At 62.1% G+C, this 12,789-nt stretch carries 19 protein-coding genes and 1 pseudogene; 10 read left to right on the top strand and 10 right to left on the bottom strand.

Going from position 1 to position 12,789, the window contains the following annotated elements:
- The 3 genes and pseudogenes from PYR71_RS26600 to PYR71_RS26610 form a co-directional block, all read right to left on the bottom strand.
- Positions 1-269: pseudogene (locus PYR71_RS26600) on the bottom strand (ThuA domain-containing protein); the annotation flags it as partial.
- 193 nt (positions 270-462) lie between these two features.
- Positions 463-804 (bottom strand): SMR family transporter, encoded by a 342-nt coding sequence (locus PYR71_RS26605; RefSeq protein WP_275621520.1) that lies wholly within the window; start codon positions 802-804, stop codon positions 463-465.
- A gap of 17 nt (positions 805-821) precedes the next feature.
- Positions 822-1,385: a TetR/AcrR family transcriptional regulator gene (locus tag PYR71_RS26610; protein ID WP_275621521.1), complete on the bottom strand. Its 564-nt coding sequence runs from the start codon at positions 1,383-1,385 to the stop codon at positions 822-824.
- A 162-nt stretch (positions 1,386-1,547) separates the two neighbouring features.
- Here PYR71_RS26610 and PYR71_RS26615 point away from each other — a divergent pair, with 162 nt between their 5' ends.
- Both PYR71_RS26615 and PYR71_RS26620 read left to right on the top strand, forming a co-directional pair.
- Entirely contained in the window at positions 1,548-1,943 is a 396-nt protein-coding gene (locus PYR71_RS26615) for a group II truncated hemoglobin (RefSeq protein ID WP_275621522.1), read from the top strand.
- Entirely contained in the window at positions 1,940-2,311 is a 372-nt protein-coding gene (locus PYR71_RS26620; protein WP_275621523.1) for a DUF423 domain-containing protein, read from the top strand. The genes PYR71_RS26615 and PYR71_RS26620 overlap by 4 nt, the downstream gene beginning before the upstream one ends.
- 206 nt (positions 2,312-2,517) lie before the next feature.
- Here the strand turns inward: PYR71_RS26620 and hmuQ are convergent, their stop codons facing one another.
- The 5 genes from hmuQ to PYR71_RS26645 all read right to left on the bottom strand — a co-directional run bounded on the left by hmuQ (position 2,518) and on the right by PYR71_RS26645 (position 5,434).
- Positions 2,518-2,832, bottom strand: coding sequence for a heme-degrading protein HmuQ (hmuQ, locus tag PYR71_RS26625; RefSeq protein WP_183912060.1), 315 nt, complete (start codon positions 2,830-2,832; stop codon positions 2,518-2,520).
- Between the two features lie 9 nt (positions 2,833-2,841).
- Complete coding sequence (locus PYR71_RS26630) at positions 2,842-3,114, bottom strand: hypothetical protein (protein ID WP_183912058.1); 273 nt, start codon at positions 3,112-3,114, stop codon at positions 2,842-2,844.
- Complete coding sequence (locus tag PYR71_RS26635; RefSeq protein ID WP_275621524.1) at positions 3,111-3,518, bottom strand: DUF2325 domain-containing protein; 408 nt, start codon at positions 3,516-3,518, stop codon at positions 3,111-3,113. The genes PYR71_RS26630 and PYR71_RS26635 overlap by 4 nt, the downstream gene beginning before the upstream one ends.
- A gap of 107 nt (positions 3,519-3,625) precedes the next feature.
- Positions 3,626-4,951 carry a cell envelope integrity TolA family protein gene (locus tag PYR71_RS26640; RefSeq protein WP_275621525.1) on the bottom strand — a complete coding sequence of 442 codons (1,326 nt, stop codon included), beginning with the start codon at positions 4,949-4,951 and terminating at the stop codon, positions 3,626-3,628.
- 57 nt (positions 4,952-5,008) lie between these two features.
- Complete coding sequence (locus tag PYR71_RS26645) at positions 5,009-5,434, bottom strand: hypothetical protein (RefSeq protein ID WP_183912054.1); 426 nt, start codon at positions 5,432-5,434, stop codon at positions 5,009-5,011.
- A 175-nt stretch (positions 5,435-5,609) separates the two neighbouring features.
- On the opposite strand from PYR71_RS26645, the gene hemP reads away from it, so the two are divergent.
- The 7 genes from hemP (at position 5,610) to PYR71_RS26680 (ending at position 10,637) form a co-directional block, all read left to right on the top strand.
- On the top strand, positions 5,610-5,792 hold the full coding sequence (hemP, locus tag PYR71_RS26650) for a hemin uptake protein HemP (RefSeq protein WP_275621526.1): 183 nt from the start codon (positions 5,610-5,612) through the stop codon (positions 5,790-5,792).
- Between the two features lie 20 nt (positions 5,793-5,812).
- Positions 5,813-6,862 carry a hemin-degrading factor gene (locus tag PYR71_RS26655; protein ID WP_275621527.1) on the top strand — a complete coding sequence of 350 codons (1,050 nt, stop codon included), beginning with the start codon at positions 5,813-5,815 and terminating at the stop codon, positions 6,860-6,862.
- An 11-nt stretch (positions 6,863-6,873) separates the two neighbouring features.
- Positions 6,874-7,803 carry a heme/hemin ABC transporter substrate-binding protein gene (locus tag PYR71_RS26660; RefSeq protein WP_275621528.1) on the top strand — a complete coding sequence of 310 codons (930 nt, stop codon included), beginning with the start codon at positions 6,874-6,876 and terminating at the stop codon, positions 7,801-7,803.
- A 2-nt stretch (positions 7,804-7,805) separates the two neighbouring features.
- Positions 7,806-8,918: a FecCD family ABC transporter permease gene (locus PYR71_RS26665; RefSeq protein ID WP_275621529.1), complete on the top strand. Its 1,113-nt coding sequence runs from the start codon at positions 7,806-7,808 to the stop codon at positions 8,916-8,918.
- 23 nt (positions 8,919-8,941) lie between these two features.
- Entirely contained in the window at positions 8,942-9,736 is a 795-nt protein-coding gene (locus tag PYR71_RS26670) for a heme ABC transporter ATP-binding protein (RefSeq protein WP_183913827.1), read from the top strand.
- 148 nt (positions 9,737-9,884) lie between these two features.
- Entirely contained in the window at positions 9,885-10,229 is a 345-nt protein-coding gene (locus PYR71_RS26675; RefSeq protein ID WP_275621530.1) for a hypothetical protein, read from the top strand.
- A gap of 9 nt (positions 10,230-10,238) precedes the next feature.
- Positions 10,239-10,637, top strand: a complete 399-nt coding sequence (locus PYR71_RS26680; protein ID WP_183912044.1) for a hypothetical protein — start codon at positions 10,239-10,241, stop codon at positions 10,635-10,637.
- Between the two features lie 288 nt (positions 10,638-10,925).
- Here PYR71_RS26680 and PYR71_RS26685 read toward each other — a convergent pair whose 3' ends face one another.
- Together PYR71_RS26685 and PYR71_RS26690 are read right to left on the bottom strand one after the other, a co-directional pair.
- On the bottom strand, positions 10,926-11,483 hold the full coding sequence (locus tag PYR71_RS26685) for an RNA polymerase sigma factor (RefSeq protein ID WP_275621531.1): 558 nt from the start codon (positions 11,481-11,483) through the stop codon (positions 10,926-10,928).
- A gap of 10 nt (positions 11,484-11,493) precedes the next feature.
- Positions 11,494-11,700 carry a NepR family anti-sigma factor gene (locus tag PYR71_RS26690; RefSeq protein WP_183912043.1) on the bottom strand — a complete coding sequence of 69 codons (207 nt, stop codon included), beginning with the start codon at positions 11,698-11,700 and terminating at the stop codon, positions 11,494-11,496.
- A 256-nt stretch (positions 11,701-11,956) separates the two neighbouring features.
- Between PYR71_RS26690 and PYR71_RS26695 the strand changes: the two genes are divergently transcribed.
- A complete protein-coding gene (locus PYR71_RS26695) occupies positions 11,957-12,751 on the top strand; it encodes a response regulator (protein ID WP_020922074.1) in 795 nt (264 codons plus the stop codon).
- Positions 12,752-12,789 lie beyond the last annotated feature (38 nt).

Consider the following 12,789-nt stretch of genomic DNA (forward strand, 5'->3'; position numbering starts at 1 on the left):
ACGCGCTTGGCGACGCGTTCGACGACGACGTCGGAGACCGCACCGTGATCCTTGTGGCCCCACCAGGTCAGCACATCGGTTTCGGCAAGCCGGGCTTCGCTGAGGCCATGTTCCGGTTCCTGCAGCGTCGCCGTCGTCGCCGAGATGGCGGGATCGGCATTCAGCGCATTGGCGATCGTCGTATGCATGCCCTCGGGATAGATGCCGCGAACGATCTCATTGGTGGTCTCGTGAATATTCTCTCCCCAGACGACGGTGCGTATGGCCATGATGTGCTCCTCTGGAAGCTGGAAGTATCGAGCAGGCGGGAAAGCAGAATTCAAAGCGCTTTGGAAAAAGGCGCTGGGTGCGCCTCGATCTCCTCCACGTCCAAGCAACACATAGCCCTTTGTCAGGAATTTGACAAAGGGGAAAATTTGTCGCGCGAACCTCGGAGGAAGCATTTAAAATATCATAGTAAAATCAGTGCGAAACGGATTTCGAAAACAGGTTGACGACGACGACGCCGGATATGATCAGCCCCAAGCCGATGATCGCCGGCAGGTCGAGGCGCTGCTTGAAGAAGACGAGGCCCACAGAGGAAATCAGCACGATTCCCAAAGCGCTCCAAATCGCGTACGCAATGCCGACGGGAATGCTCTTCAGCGTCAGCGACAGGCAATAGAAGGCCGCTGCATAACAGGCGACGACGAGCACCGTTGGCCCGATGCGGGTGAACTGCTGCGACAATTGCAGCGCGGTGGTGCCGATGACTTCGAGCACGATGGCGGCAAAAAGCAGCCCGTAAACGGCGGCCTGGCTCATGACGAATTCCCTTCGGATTACTTGCCGGTCAGCTCGACGAGGCGGCCGATGAGGTCCCGCCTCAGGGCACCGTCGATATCGTGGCTTTCCAGCGTGTCCGCGAACCAAAGCCCGTCGGCGGCAAACCGCACGATCTGGGCGTCGAGCGAGGAGTCGGTGCCGACATATTCCTCTGCCCGCGCCTGCACCCACTGGCGCCAGCGCAGACGCAGCCGGGGTTCGGCAAGCAGCGTGATCGTTACCTGCGTCCAGTTTCTGGAATCGTCGGGACGGTCCTTGAGACCGGATACTGCCATGACATAAGCGCGGGTGAAACGGCCCTGCGGGAGCGGATCACCCCGCATCAGCTCCTCGATATCGCCGTCGAATGTTTCCAGAAGGCTCTCGAACAGGGCATCGAGCAACGCATTCTTCGTCGGGAAATGGTGCAGCAGCCCGCCCTTGCTGACGCTGGAGGCGGCCGACACCGCATCGAGCGTGACCGCGGCCATGCCTTCGCTGGCGGCAAGACGTGCCGCGACATCCAGCAATTGCTGGCGCACGAGAGCCGGTTGTTTCTTGCGGTGATGAGCGTTCGACATGCGATATAAAGATACCGTCCGGACGGTTTTGTCAAGAAGAATCGGTTGGAACCCCTGCGGCGCCGGCGTTATGCGCAAAATGCCGCGGCAGCTTGATGACAGTTGCGATCATTTTCCGCCCGGTGCATGAAGGGGCCGTGGAAAGACATTTGGGATGGTTTCGTGACGGAGAAGGTCACCACTCTATATCAAGCGATCGGAGGCGATCCCGCCGTCAGGGCGCTGACGCGCCGTTTCTATGAGCTGATGGATAGGCTGCCGGAGGCAAGCAACGTGCGCGCCGTGCACCCGCCGAGCCTTCAGGAGAGCGAAGAGAAATTCTACGAATATTTGAGCGGTTATCTCGGCGGCCCGCCGCTCTATACCGACAAACGCGGCCATCCGCGCCTGCGCAGCCGCCATTTCGTCGCCGAGATCGGCCCTGTCGAGCGCGACGAATGGCTGCTCTGCTTCCGCCGCGCCCTCGACGAGACGATCGAAAGCCAGGCGTTGCGCGATCTCATCTGGGCGCCGGTCGAGCGCCTCGCCTACCACATGCAGAACAAGGAACAACCATGAGCCTGAACGCGCGTCTGGAGCCGGTGCTATATCTCTTTGCCGGCCTGTTCGGCGTGGCCGGCGTCGCGCTTGCCGCTCTTGCCGCCCATGGCGGCGGGCAAGCGAACCTGGTCGCATCGGCATCCGCCATGTGCCTGACGCACGCCCCTGCCCTGCTGGCATTGGCTCTCGGCACCGCAAGGCTCAAAACCGCCTGGCTGGCCGGTTTTCTGATGATCGCCGGAACGCTGCTCTTTGCCGGCGACCTGGTCTCGCTGCGTTTTGCCGGTTCCGGCCTTTTCCCCTATGCCGCCCCGACCGGCGGCTGTGCGATGATGCTTGGCTGGCTGGCCGTTGCGGCGGGCGCGATCTCGCGGGTTCGGGCGTAGAGTTTGGCAATCGCTGCCGGTTGCGCGAGAGCAAACTAGGAGTCGCATGAAGCGCGTGCCGTGCAGCTCCCTCATCCGACCCTTCGGGCCACCTTCTCCCCGAGGGGAGAAGGGAAAATCAGCGCTGCGGCACGTCCCTTCTACCCTCGGGGAGAAGGTGTCCAGGGGGATGAGGGGGCTACGGGCGCCAAGCTAACTGTCAGCAGCTAAATCCCATCGACCACATTGAAGCCCTCAAACACCGGCGGTCCCTTATACATCGCCTTGCGGTCGCCGGCATTGCGATGCGCAGCGCGGAAATTCTCGGACTTCGTCCAGTTCTGAAAATCCTCTTCGCTCTTCCAGACCGTGTGCGAAGAATAGAGCGTATAGCCCGCCTCTTCGTTGAGCTTGCCGCGCAGCAGCCGGAATTCGACGAAACCGGGCACTTCGGCCAGGCTGGAATCGCGATTGCGCCAGACAGTCTCGAAATCGCCCTCGGTCCCCGTGACGACCTGGAAGCGGTTCATCGCGATATACATGAAATCTCCTTACGCCTTCCTCTTGCCCATCTTTGCGGCATGCGAGGGAAAGGCAAGAACATTATTGCCGTTTGCCGCCGCCGGGCCAAGTGCTCTCGTTGTCGCTTCTCCAGGCATGCGCGCCTCCCAGGTCGGGAACAGCGTCACATTCTGATAGATCCGCTGGCGTTCGGCATGCTGCTGAAAAAGTTCGTAGAGTTCGGGCACGAGGCCGTCGCCGCTCTGCGCGGCGAGCTTGTGCAGGCCGATCATGGTGAAGCCGTCGGGGTGCTGGTCGTTCATCGGGAATTGTCTCGTTCGTTCATCGTCTGCAGCGCACGCTCCAGGCTGGATTTGCTGCCGTTGCGCAGCGGGATGAAGGCCTTGCCGAACTTCTTGCAGCCGGTCTTCACCCGAAGGCAGGCATCGTGGCTGATACAGTCGATCGGGCAGAAGACGCAGTCGACCGAGGGAAGCACGGTATCGATGCGGGACACCGCTTCGCGCAGGCCGCCGTCGTGATGAATGAGCTCGGCGCCGAAATTGCTGCAGATTTGGCGAAGATGCGCCACCTGGCAGTCGCGCCCGCCGACATAGAGGAAACTGCGGCCATCCAGTTTGGACCGTCCGGGGGATGCCTGACTTGCGTCCTCGCCCGCGCTTCCGCGGACCTCCCGGTTCGAACCCTTCTTGCCCTTGCGAGCCATTTACCACCCGTTCGCTCGTTGTCGTCACACGATTCCTGCGTGTGCGAACGGACTCTTATTAAACTTGATTTTCAGAGTAAAGTATAAAGTTGATTATCGTAATCATATTATCGCGGAGTGACCTCGACGGGGAAGGCGTAGGTACGCGAGGATGCCGCGATCGTGTCTGGCATCGCCGGCAGGTTGCAAGAGGCTACCCTGGCAAGAGCCGCGCTATCAACCTCGGGGAGCCCCGAGCCACGGACAACACTTGACGCGGTGATATCGCCTCTGCGATTGACGGTGATGCGAACGGTCAAGGTGGCCGGAGCCGTACGATACCGAGACTCCATCCGGTCTACGCAACGGAACAACCGCGCGACAAGCTTGCCTTTGTAATTGGCTTCCGACGCACCGCCCGCTCCATTCCGTCCACCGGATGTGCGCGAATTATCGTTCGAATTGGCGTCTGCCTGTCCGTCTGCAGCACCCCGGCGCGACTCCTGCTTGGCATCGCCCTCCGAACCCTGTGCTTTCCTTGGCGGCTGCTTTCTTTCCACCGTCTTCTTTTCTACAGGCTTTTCCAGCTTCGGCTTCGGCTGCGGAGTGACCACCTCAGTCGGCGGCTCCGGCTCGGGAGAAACGGGAGGTACCTCGACAGGCTTGATCTCTTCGGGTTCGGACTGCATTGCGGTTGCCGTTGGGGGTTCGCTAGACATCACCGGCTGCTCCGGCACCACCGCCGACATCGGCTGCGCGACAGAAGTTTCGGCAGGGGTTTCGGATACCAGGACTTCAGGTTCCGAAGCCGCAATCGTCTGCGCTGATTGACGTGTAACCTCCTGCACAGGCTGGACGGTTTCGACCGGCTCTGCGTCCGCGGGCTGCACGGTTTCCGGCTGAACGACCTCCGCCTGCACCTCGGCTGTCTCGACTGGCTTAACTGTATCGGGCTCAACAGCCTCTGGGACCACTTCTTCCTGAATGGTCACCTCAGTGTCGCCGGCTGCGCTCTGATCGGCGTCGGAACTGCCGAGCATGACCACGCTGATCGCCTCGCCGGCTTCCATCAGCGTTTCATCCGAGGGCGCAGGCATCATAATAAGCAGCGTGGCGGCCAACGCAGCATGGAAAAAGGCTGAACCGACGCAACTCAGCGCCACCCGCCGTCGCACTGGTGTCTTCTTGTCATCCTGTTTTTCCACCGCCGCGTCCATCGGCGGCGCGGAAACGCGAGCTGCCGGCGCAGTTTCCGGATGATCCGGGAAGGATGAAATCTGCGCGAAACGCGTGTAATGGATCACCGTTTCGCCGGCCGGCTGCCGCTGCGCGTTGCGCAATTCGGGAAGCTCGTGGCCGGGGTGCATTCCGGGCGTATTATCATTCAGGCTGCCGCCGGCGTCCGCCTCCCCGATGAGCACCTGTCTCGATCTGGTTTTCGCTGAAATCGCCATTGTCTATGCCTCGGACAGCCTGAAACATGCCCGCCGGGGATCATGCCCGGCGTCTTCTTATCCCTCGAAGGGAACGGAAATCTGCGAGCGGGCGACGAGGCCCTTCATGCATTCGCCGGCAGCCGGCCCGTCGCAGACCGGCGTGTCGTTGATGAGGATGCGGGTCACGCTCTCGCATTTGACATTCGGCATGTCGAACTGACGCACGCGCTTCTTGCCCTGCGGCAGATCGCGGAAATCGAGCACGGTGATGCGGTCGACGGCATTCTTGTCGTTGAAGAAGGCAAGTTCGAAGGACACCTTGTTGATGGCGGCGGGCAGCTGGTTGAGCGCGACGAAGGTCATCATGCAGCCCTTCTGCGAGGGGGCCAGCGCGTTGAGCTCGACATTGAGAGAGGCTGCCCGTGCCGTCTCCTGTGCCTGGCATACGCTCGCAACCGCCATCACCCAGCCGGCCGCAATGGCCGCAAACCTACCCGTCATGATCTTCTCCGCCATGTCGCAGGCCGCCGGCAGGCGGCAGCAAATCAGCAATCTCAAAAACTTGACTACGTTAGTCTCCTATTGCGTCTTTAAAAAACTATGAGTAAGACAGTCAAGTTAATTGTCACCACACCGGGGACCACCGATCCCCGGCTTCACGGAATTGCCAACCGAAATGATGGTTGAAAAGCCAGACAGCTTTAAGCATGCGCCGTTGCCCAGCGAGCCGGCGGTGCAACAGCGGATCGTCGACAGCGCGGATCTTTTCCGCGGCACGAACGAGATCGTGATCAGACACGACGGGCTGATCTACCGCCTGAAAATCACCCGCCAGGGCAAGCTCATTCTTAATAAATAGGGCCAATAAGTAGGTAAGACATGACTGAACAGAAAAGACCGGCGCCGGCCGAAATCCGTGCGTTTCGCGCCGAAAATCCAAAGATGCGCGAGCGCGATATCGCCGCCCGGCTGAAGATTTCCGAGGCAGCCCTCGTCGCCGCCGAAACCGGCATCAGCGTGACCCGCATCAATGGCAGCGCGCTGAAGCTTCTGGAACGCGTCGCCGGCCTCGGCGAAGTGATGGCGCTGTCGCGCAACGAAAGCGCCGTGCACGAGAAGATCGGCGTCTTCGAAAACATCAAGATGGGCATGCAGAGCGCGATCGCGCTCGGCGAGAACATCGACCTGCGCATCTTCCCGAGCCACTGGGAGCATGGCTTCGCCGTCTCCAAAAAGGATGGCGACCAGGAGCGTCTCAGCCTGCAATATTTCGACAAGGCGGGCTACGCCGTGCACAAGGTGCATCTGCGACCGAATTCGAATGTCGAGGCCTATCACGCGATCGTCGCCGAACTAAAGCTCGAAGACCAGTCGCAGGAATTCGTCGAGGCGGAGATCTCGAATGCCGCCGATGAGGCCGCAGATGTCAACCGCGACGAGCTGCGCGACAACTGGAGCAAACTCACCGACACGCATGAGTTCTTCGGCATGCTGAAGCGCCTGAAGATCGGCCGCCGGGCGGCCATCCGCAGCGTCGGCGACGACTATGCCTGGAAGCTCGACAACGGCGCGACGGCGGAGATGATGCATGCCTCGGTGAAATCGGGCCTCCCGATCATGTGCTTCGTCGCCAATAACGGCATCGTCCAGATCCATTCCGGCCCGATCGTCAACGTGCAGACCATGGGCCCGTGGATCAATATCATGGACCCGACATTCCACCTGCATCTGCGCCAGGATCACATCGCCGAGACCTGGGCCGTGCGCAAGCCGACAAAGGACGGCCACGTCACTTCGCTCGAGGCTTACAATGCCGACGGCGAGATGATCATCCAGTTCTTCGGCAAGCGCAAGGAAGGCTCTGACGAACGCGCCGAATGGCGCGAGATCATCGAAAACCTGCCGCGGGCAGCAAGTGTCGCCGCATAAGGATCGCAACGATGACGATGCCTAACAATGTGCGCCGAATCCGTCCCTGGCAACTGGCGCTGACGGCGGCCGTCATGGCGCTGCCGCTGATCCCCCCGGCGCCGGCGGTCAAGGGCATCGCCTTTGTCCGTGCCGCCCGCGCCGAGGACAGGAAGCTGGACACGTCGCGCCTGGTTTCGGTCGGCGGCGATGTTACCGAGATCGTCTATGCGCTCGCCGAGGAAAGCCGGCTGATCGCCCGCGACACGACAAGCACCTATCCGGAAGCCGCGCTGGAGCTGCCCAATGTCGGTTATATGCGTGCGCTCTCACCGGAAGGCATCCTCGCCATGAACCCGACGGCGATCATCGCCGTCGAGGGTTCGGGCCCGGTAGAGGCGCTGGCCGTGCTGAAGAATGCCAGCGTGCCTTTCGAAACCGTGCCGAACACCTTTACCCGCGATGGCATCATCGCCAAGATCGATCGCGTCGGCGCGCTGCTTGGCGTGCCCGACAAGGCGAAAGCACTTGAAGAAAAGGTCGCGGCCGATCTCGACGCAGCAATCGCCGACGCCGAAAAGCGCCCGGAGACCGAGCGCAAGCGCGTTCTCTTCATCCTCAGCGCCCAGAACGGCCGGATCATGGCCTCGGGCACCGGCACGGCGGCCGACGGCATCGTCAAGCTTGCCGGCGCCGTCAATGCCGTCGGCGCATTCCCCGGTTATAAGCCGCTGACGGACGAGGCGATCATCGAAGCCAAGCCCGACATCATCGTGATGATGAACCGCGGCGACGGCGCCGGTACCAGGAACGAGGACCTGCTGGCCCAGCCGGCGATCGCGCTGACGCCGGCCGGCGAGAAGAAGGCGATCGTCCGGATGGACGGCATCTACCTGCTCGGCTTCGGCCCGCGCACGGCCGCCGCCGCGCGCGAGCTCAACGCGGCGATCTACGGGGGCTGATCATGGCCCTGCCGCAAGCCATGACGCAACCAGGGCGACGCTTTGCGATGGCAGAGATCGGCGAAACGACGCGGGCGGGCGACAGAACGCGGCTCGCCGTGCTGGCGATCGCGCTGCTTGTCGCCGGCTCCGCCTTCGCAATGCTGTTTTCGGTGACGACAGGCACCTCGGATGCCTCGATCCTCGAGGTCATCGGCAATGTGACCGGGTCGGAGGGGGCGCTGAGCGCCCGTGACCGGATCATCATCTTCGATATCCGCCTTCCCCGCACGATCCTCGGCTTTCTGATCGGCGCCTCGCTGGCGGTCTCCGGCACGGTGATGCAGGGCCTGTTCCGCAATCCGCTCGCCGATCCGGGCCTTGTCGGCGTCTCCTCCGGCGCAAGCCTCGGCGCGGTCGCCATGATCGTGCTCGGCAGCGGCCTCGCGGCGCCGTTCCAGGCGTTCTTCGGCATCTACGCCTTGCCGGTGGCAGCCTTCGGCGGCGGTCTGGTCACGACGCTGCTGCTTTACAGGATCGCCACCCGTCACGGCCAGACCTCGGTGGCGACGATGCTACTTGCCGGCATCGCGCTCGGCGCGCTCACCCTCGCCCTGACCGGCCTGCTGATCTACGTCGCCAACGACCAGCAGCTGCGCGACCTGACCTTCTGGAGCATGGGCTCGCTTGCCGGCGCCACATGGACGAAGATCGCCGCCGCCGGCCCGATCATCCTGCTGTCCTTCACCGCCCTGCCCTTCATGGCCCGCGGCCTCAACGCCATCACGCTCGGCGAGGCAGCCGCTTTTCATATGGGCGTACCGGTGCAGCGGCTGAAGAATGTCGCAATCGTCGGCGTCGCCGCGGCGACCGGCGCTTCCGTCGCCGTCAGCGGCGGCATCGGTTTCGTCGGTATTGTCGTGCCGCACATCCTGCGCATGGCAATCGGGCCGGATCACCGTTTCCTGCTGCCGGCCGCAGCCCTTCTCGGCGGATCGCTGCTGATCTTCGCAGACGTGCTGGCGCGCACCCTGGTCGCCCCGGCCGAACTGCCGATCGGCATCATCACCGCGGCGGTCGGTGGGCCGTTCTTCCTGTGGATCCTGCTGAGGCAGCGTTCACGCCTTGCCCTTTGAGGGCGATTGTGAGTGACGTACAGATGATCGAAGTTTCCGGCCTCTCCGTGCGCCTGTCAGGCAAATCAATCATCAGCGACGTCGCTTTCACCGCAAAGGCCGGCGAGCTGACCGCGATTGCTGGTCCCAACGGCTCCGGCAAGACGACTACGATGAAGGCGATCTCCGGCGAGCTTGTTTATGATGGCTTGGTGCGCATCGGCGGCGACGAGGTGAAGGGGCTGAAGCCCTGGCAGCTTGCCGCCATTCGTGGGGTGCTGCCGCAGGCAAGTACCATCTCGTTTCCCTTCACCGTGCGCGAGATTGTCCGCATGGGCCTGACATCCGGCCTCAATCTCAATCCCGAAAAGGCGGACGAGACGGCGGCCGCCGCCCTCGCGTCGGTCGATCTGACCGGCTTCGAAGGCCGCTTCTACCAGGAACTCTCCGGGGGCGAGCAGCAGCGCGTGCAGCTTGCCCGCGTGCTTTGCCAGATCGCCGAGCCCGTCGTCGACGGCAAGTCCCGCTGGCTGCTGCTCGACGAGCCGGTCTCCAGCCTCGACATCAGCCATCAGCTGACCATCATGTCGCTTGCCCGCGATTTCTGCGAACGCGGCGGCGGCGTCATCGCCGTCATGCACGACATCAACCTGACGGCGCTCTTTGCCGACCGCCTCGTGCTGATGAAATCCGGCCGCCTCGCCGCCGCCGGCTGTATCGATGAGGTGTTGACCGATGAGACCATGCTCTCGGTATTCGGCTGCGCGCTGCGCATCAATCAGGTGCCTGCCGACGGCACGCCTTTCGTGCTCGCCCACAGCGCCGTTTCCCAAGGCTAACCGCCGAGCCCGGCGGAACTTTTGACCGCCCGGGACGTTGTCGGCAGTGATTTGGGTCAATGCCGCGCGGTCTCATCTATGCAACGAACGGTGGTGACCCGGTGCAGAACAGGCGGGCTTGCGCGCGCCCCAGCCATTGGAGACAGCCATGACCTATTCCATCTTTCACTCCGGCCGCAGCCGCCGCAACGGCACCTTCCACAATTTCGAATCCGGCATCGAGGAACAGATCGAGGCGCTGCGCGATGAGCTTGCGGAACTGACGCGCTTGGTCGGCAAGAGTTCGCGCCATCAGGGCGATAAGATGCGCAGCCAGGCAAGTGCGGGCTATGAGGAACTGCTCAGCCGCAGCGAGGATCTCTTACGCGAATTGCAGCATGGCTACGAGCGCGGCGCGACCGAGATGCGCAAGACCGTGCGCAAGCATCCGCTGGCCACGATCGGCGCCGCAGCAGCCTTCGGCCTGGCTATCGCCTACCTCGCGCGGCGCTGAGGACGCGCGATGCTATCGATCCTCAGCCTGCTGACAGGCGCAAGCGTGCACCGGACCATCACGCGCGCCAAGCGCACCAGCATCTTCATCGCGCTCGCGCTGCTCTTCCTCCTCACAGCCTATGCGCTGGCGGTTGCCGCCGGAGCCATCTGGCTTGCCGGCATCTACGGTCCGTTCGCCGCCGTTCTCTTCATGGCCGTCGGTGCGCTGTTGATCGGCATAATCCTGCTCGCCGCGATGGCGATCGCCAATGCCCGGGAGAAACGCCGCGCCCGCGAGCGCCGCGCAGCGTTGGAATCGCTGGCGGCAGTCGGCCTCGGCCTCGTCCGCGCCCAGCCGCTGCTGACCGCTGGCGTGCTGGCGGCAATCGTCGCGGCCAATCTGGTGGGGTCGAAGCGGGAGGATTGAATTCTTTGCATCGCCCGCCTCCCGGACGTCTAAGAGGTGGAGCCCCACCTTTCCTCCCTCATTCCTGTGCCTGCCGCAGGAATCCAGCCACGGCGCGTCGGCGCCGTGAATGAACCAAATCGTAACGAAAAAGTGTTCCGCGCCAAGGACTTCGAGCGGCGCCCTGGATTCCGGTGATGAGGGTGGAGAGGCTAGCGCCCGCAATACACACGCGGCACCCTCGCGCTCCCGGCAGCCCAAAAAGCCGGCGTCTCAGGGGCAGCCGGCCGTTCTCCCATCACAACCTCGTCAGAACGCAAATGCCTTCGAGGTCAGCGGCGCCGAGGTGGCGTCGGGGCCGAAATCGGCTTCGCCTGAGATCTGCAGCAATTCCTGCAGGCGTTGGCGGGCGCGGTTGACGCGGCTCTTGATGGTGCCGACGGCGCAGCCGCAGATTTCGGCGGCCTCCTCGTAGGAAAAGCCCGAGGCGCCGACGAGGATGATCGCTTCGCGCTGGTCCGGCGGCAGCTGATCGAGCGCCTTCTTGAAGTCCTGCAGATCGAGCGCGCCATATTGCGAGGGGTGCATCGCCATCGATTCGGTGAACAAGCCGTCGCTGTCCTGCACCTCGCGGCCGCTTTTCCGCATCTGGCTGTAGAGCTCGTTGCGCAGGATCGTGAAGAGCCAGGCCTTCATATTGGTGCCCATCTCGAAATGATCCTGCTTGGCCCAGGCTTTCATGATCGTATCCTGGACGAGATCGTCGGCACGGTCGTGGCGTCCGATGAGCGAGATCGCGAAGGCGCGAAGACTGGGCAGCGCCGCCAGCAGTTCCCGCTTGAAGCCGGGTTGCATTTTATCTTCCATGCGGGCGATCCTATTCGGCCATCTTGGCGGAAGCCATCATCTCGGCATGGTCGAGCTTTTCGAGAAGATCGAGAAAACGATCGGGGATCGCTTCATCCTGTACGGCTGCATAGAGCGACCGCAATTTGACGCCGATCTGATTGTTCGGGTCCAGGATATCGCTTGCCCGCAGCTCCAGCTGTCGCTGATCGGCCGCTTCTTTCTTGCGTGTGGTCATCAATTCGTCTTCTCGCCGGTTGTCTATTCTAGGGGCGTGCACGGCATCATCACGACTTCAACCAGCGAGACCGAGGCTTTCGATCATCGATGTCGCCGAGGTTTGCCGCTGCGTGGCTCAAAATGTTACGCCCTTTCTATGTCGGCTGGAATAATGCGGCGCGGCAAAAAAAGTTCCTGCCGTTCCGGAACTTTTTTATCAAGATGACGTTAATCGGTCATTGAAGCCAATGCCGGCCTGTATACAGGAGCCATATATGACACTTTCTACTCGAATTGCGCCGCACCTGCCTTATCTGCGTCGCTATTCCCGCGCACTGACCGGCACTCAGACTTCGGGCGACGCCTATGTCGCCGCCGTTCTTGAAGCCATCATCGCGGATCTGTCGATTTTCCCGGATACGGCGAATGACCGGGTCGCCCTCTACAAACTGTTTACGCAACTGTTTGGTTCCACTGCAGTCCAGATTCCAGAGCCGACCTCGCCATATGCGTGGGAACAGCGCGCGACCCTCAATCTGTCCAAAGTTTCGCCAGGCGCCCGTCAGGCCTTTCTGCTCGCTTCCGTGGAGAATTTCCGCGTCGCTGAAATCGCAGAAATTCTCGAGCTCGACGAACAGGATGTCATGCAGCTGCTCGACAAGGCTTCGCAGGAGATTTCCCGCCAGGTGGCAACCGACATCATGATCATCGAGGACGAACCGCTGATCGCCATGGATATCGAACAGATGGTCGAAAGTCTCGGCCACCGCGTCACCGGCATCGCCCGCACCCATGCCGAAGCCGTCGCGCTTTACAACAAGACCAAGCCAAGCATGGTGCTCGCCGACATCCAGCTTGCCGACGGCAGTTCCGGCATCGATGCCGTCAACGACATTCTCAAGACGTCGAGCGTGCCGGTGATCTTCATCACCGCTTTCCCGGAACGGCTCCTGACCGGCGAGCGCCCCGAACCGACTTTCCTCGTTACCAAACCTTTCAACCCCGACATGGTCAAGGCACTGATCAGCCAGGCGCTTTTCTTCAATGAATCGACCAAGGTAGCCGCCTGAGACGCAATTTTCCGGCCTTCGGAACCAATCCGTCGAAA

This window comes from Rhizobium mulingense, from assembly GCF_029194105.1.
Classification (GTDB): Bacteria; Pseudomonadota; Alphaproteobacteria; order Rhizobiales; family Rhizobiaceae; genus Rhizobium; species Rhizobium mulingense.

Coding starts and splice junctions, on each gene's coding strand:
- PYR71_RS26695 (WP_020922074.1), top strand. CDS start 11,957: ATGACACTTTCTACTCGAATTGCGCCGCACCTGCCTTATCTGCGTCGC.
- PYR71_RS26665 (WP_275621529.1), top strand. CDS start 7,806: ATGGCCCTGCCGCAAGCCATGACGCAACCAGGGCGACGCTTTGCGATG.
- PYR71_RS26660 (WP_275621528.1), top strand. CDS start 6,874: ATGACGATGCCTAACAATGTGCGCCGAATCCGTCCCTGGCAACTGGCG.
- PYR71_RS26645 (WP_183912054.1), bottom strand. CDS start 5,434: ATGACGGGTAGGTTTGCGGCCATTGCGGCCGGCTGGGTGATGGCGGTT.
- PYR71_RS26620 (WP_275621523.1), top strand. CDS start 1,940: ATGAGCCTGAACGCGCGTCTGGAGCCGGTGCTATATCTCTTTGCCGGC.
- PYR71_RS26605 (WP_275621520.1), bottom strand. CDS start 804: ATGAGCCAGGCCGCCGTTTACGGGCTGCTTTTTGCCGCCATCGTGCTC.
- hmuQ (WP_183912060.1), bottom strand. CDS start 2,832: ATGTATATCGCGATGAACCGCTTCCAGGTCGTCACGGGGACCGAGGGC.
- PYR71_RS26675 (WP_275621530.1), top strand. CDS start 9,885: ATGACCTATTCCATCTTTCACTCCGGCCGCAGCCGCCGCAACGGCACC.
- PYR71_RS26640 (WP_275621525.1), bottom strand. CDS start 4,951: ATGGCGATTTCAGCGAAAACCAGATCGAGACAGGTGCTCATCGGGGAG.
- PYR71_RS26635 (WP_275621524.1), bottom strand. CDS start 3,518: ATGGCTCGCAAGGGCAAGAAGGGTTCGAACCGGGAGGTCCGCGGAAGC.
- PYR71_RS26670 (WP_183913827.1), top strand. CDS start 8,942: ATGATCGAAGTTTCCGGCCTCTCCGTGCGCCTGTCAGGCAAATCAATC.
- PYR71_RS26685 (WP_275621531.1), bottom strand. CDS start 11,483: ATGGAAGATAAAATGCAACCCGGCTTCAAGCGGGAACTGCTGGCGGCG.
- PYR71_RS26630 (WP_183912058.1), bottom strand. CDS start 3,114: ATGAACGACCAGCACCCCGACGGCTTCACCATGATCGGCCTGCACAAG.
- hemP (WP_275621526.1), top strand. CDS start 5,610: ATGATGGTTGAAAAGCCAGACAGCTTTAAGCATGCGCCGTTGCCCAGC.
- PYR71_RS26680 (WP_183912044.1), top strand. CDS start 10,239: ATGCTATCGATCCTCAGCCTGCTGACAGGCGCAAGCGTGCACCGGACC.
- PYR71_RS26610 (WP_275621521.1), bottom strand. CDS start 1,385: ATGTCGAACGCTCATCACCGCAAGAAACAACCGGCTCTCGTGCGCCAG.
- PYR71_RS26655 (WP_275621527.1), top strand. CDS start 5,813: ATGACTGAACAGAAAAGACCGGCGCCGGCCGAAATCCGTGCGTTTCGC.
- PYR71_RS26690 (WP_183912043.1), bottom strand. CDS start 11,700: ATGACCACACGCAAGAAAGAAGCGGCCGATCAGCGACAGCTGGAGCTG.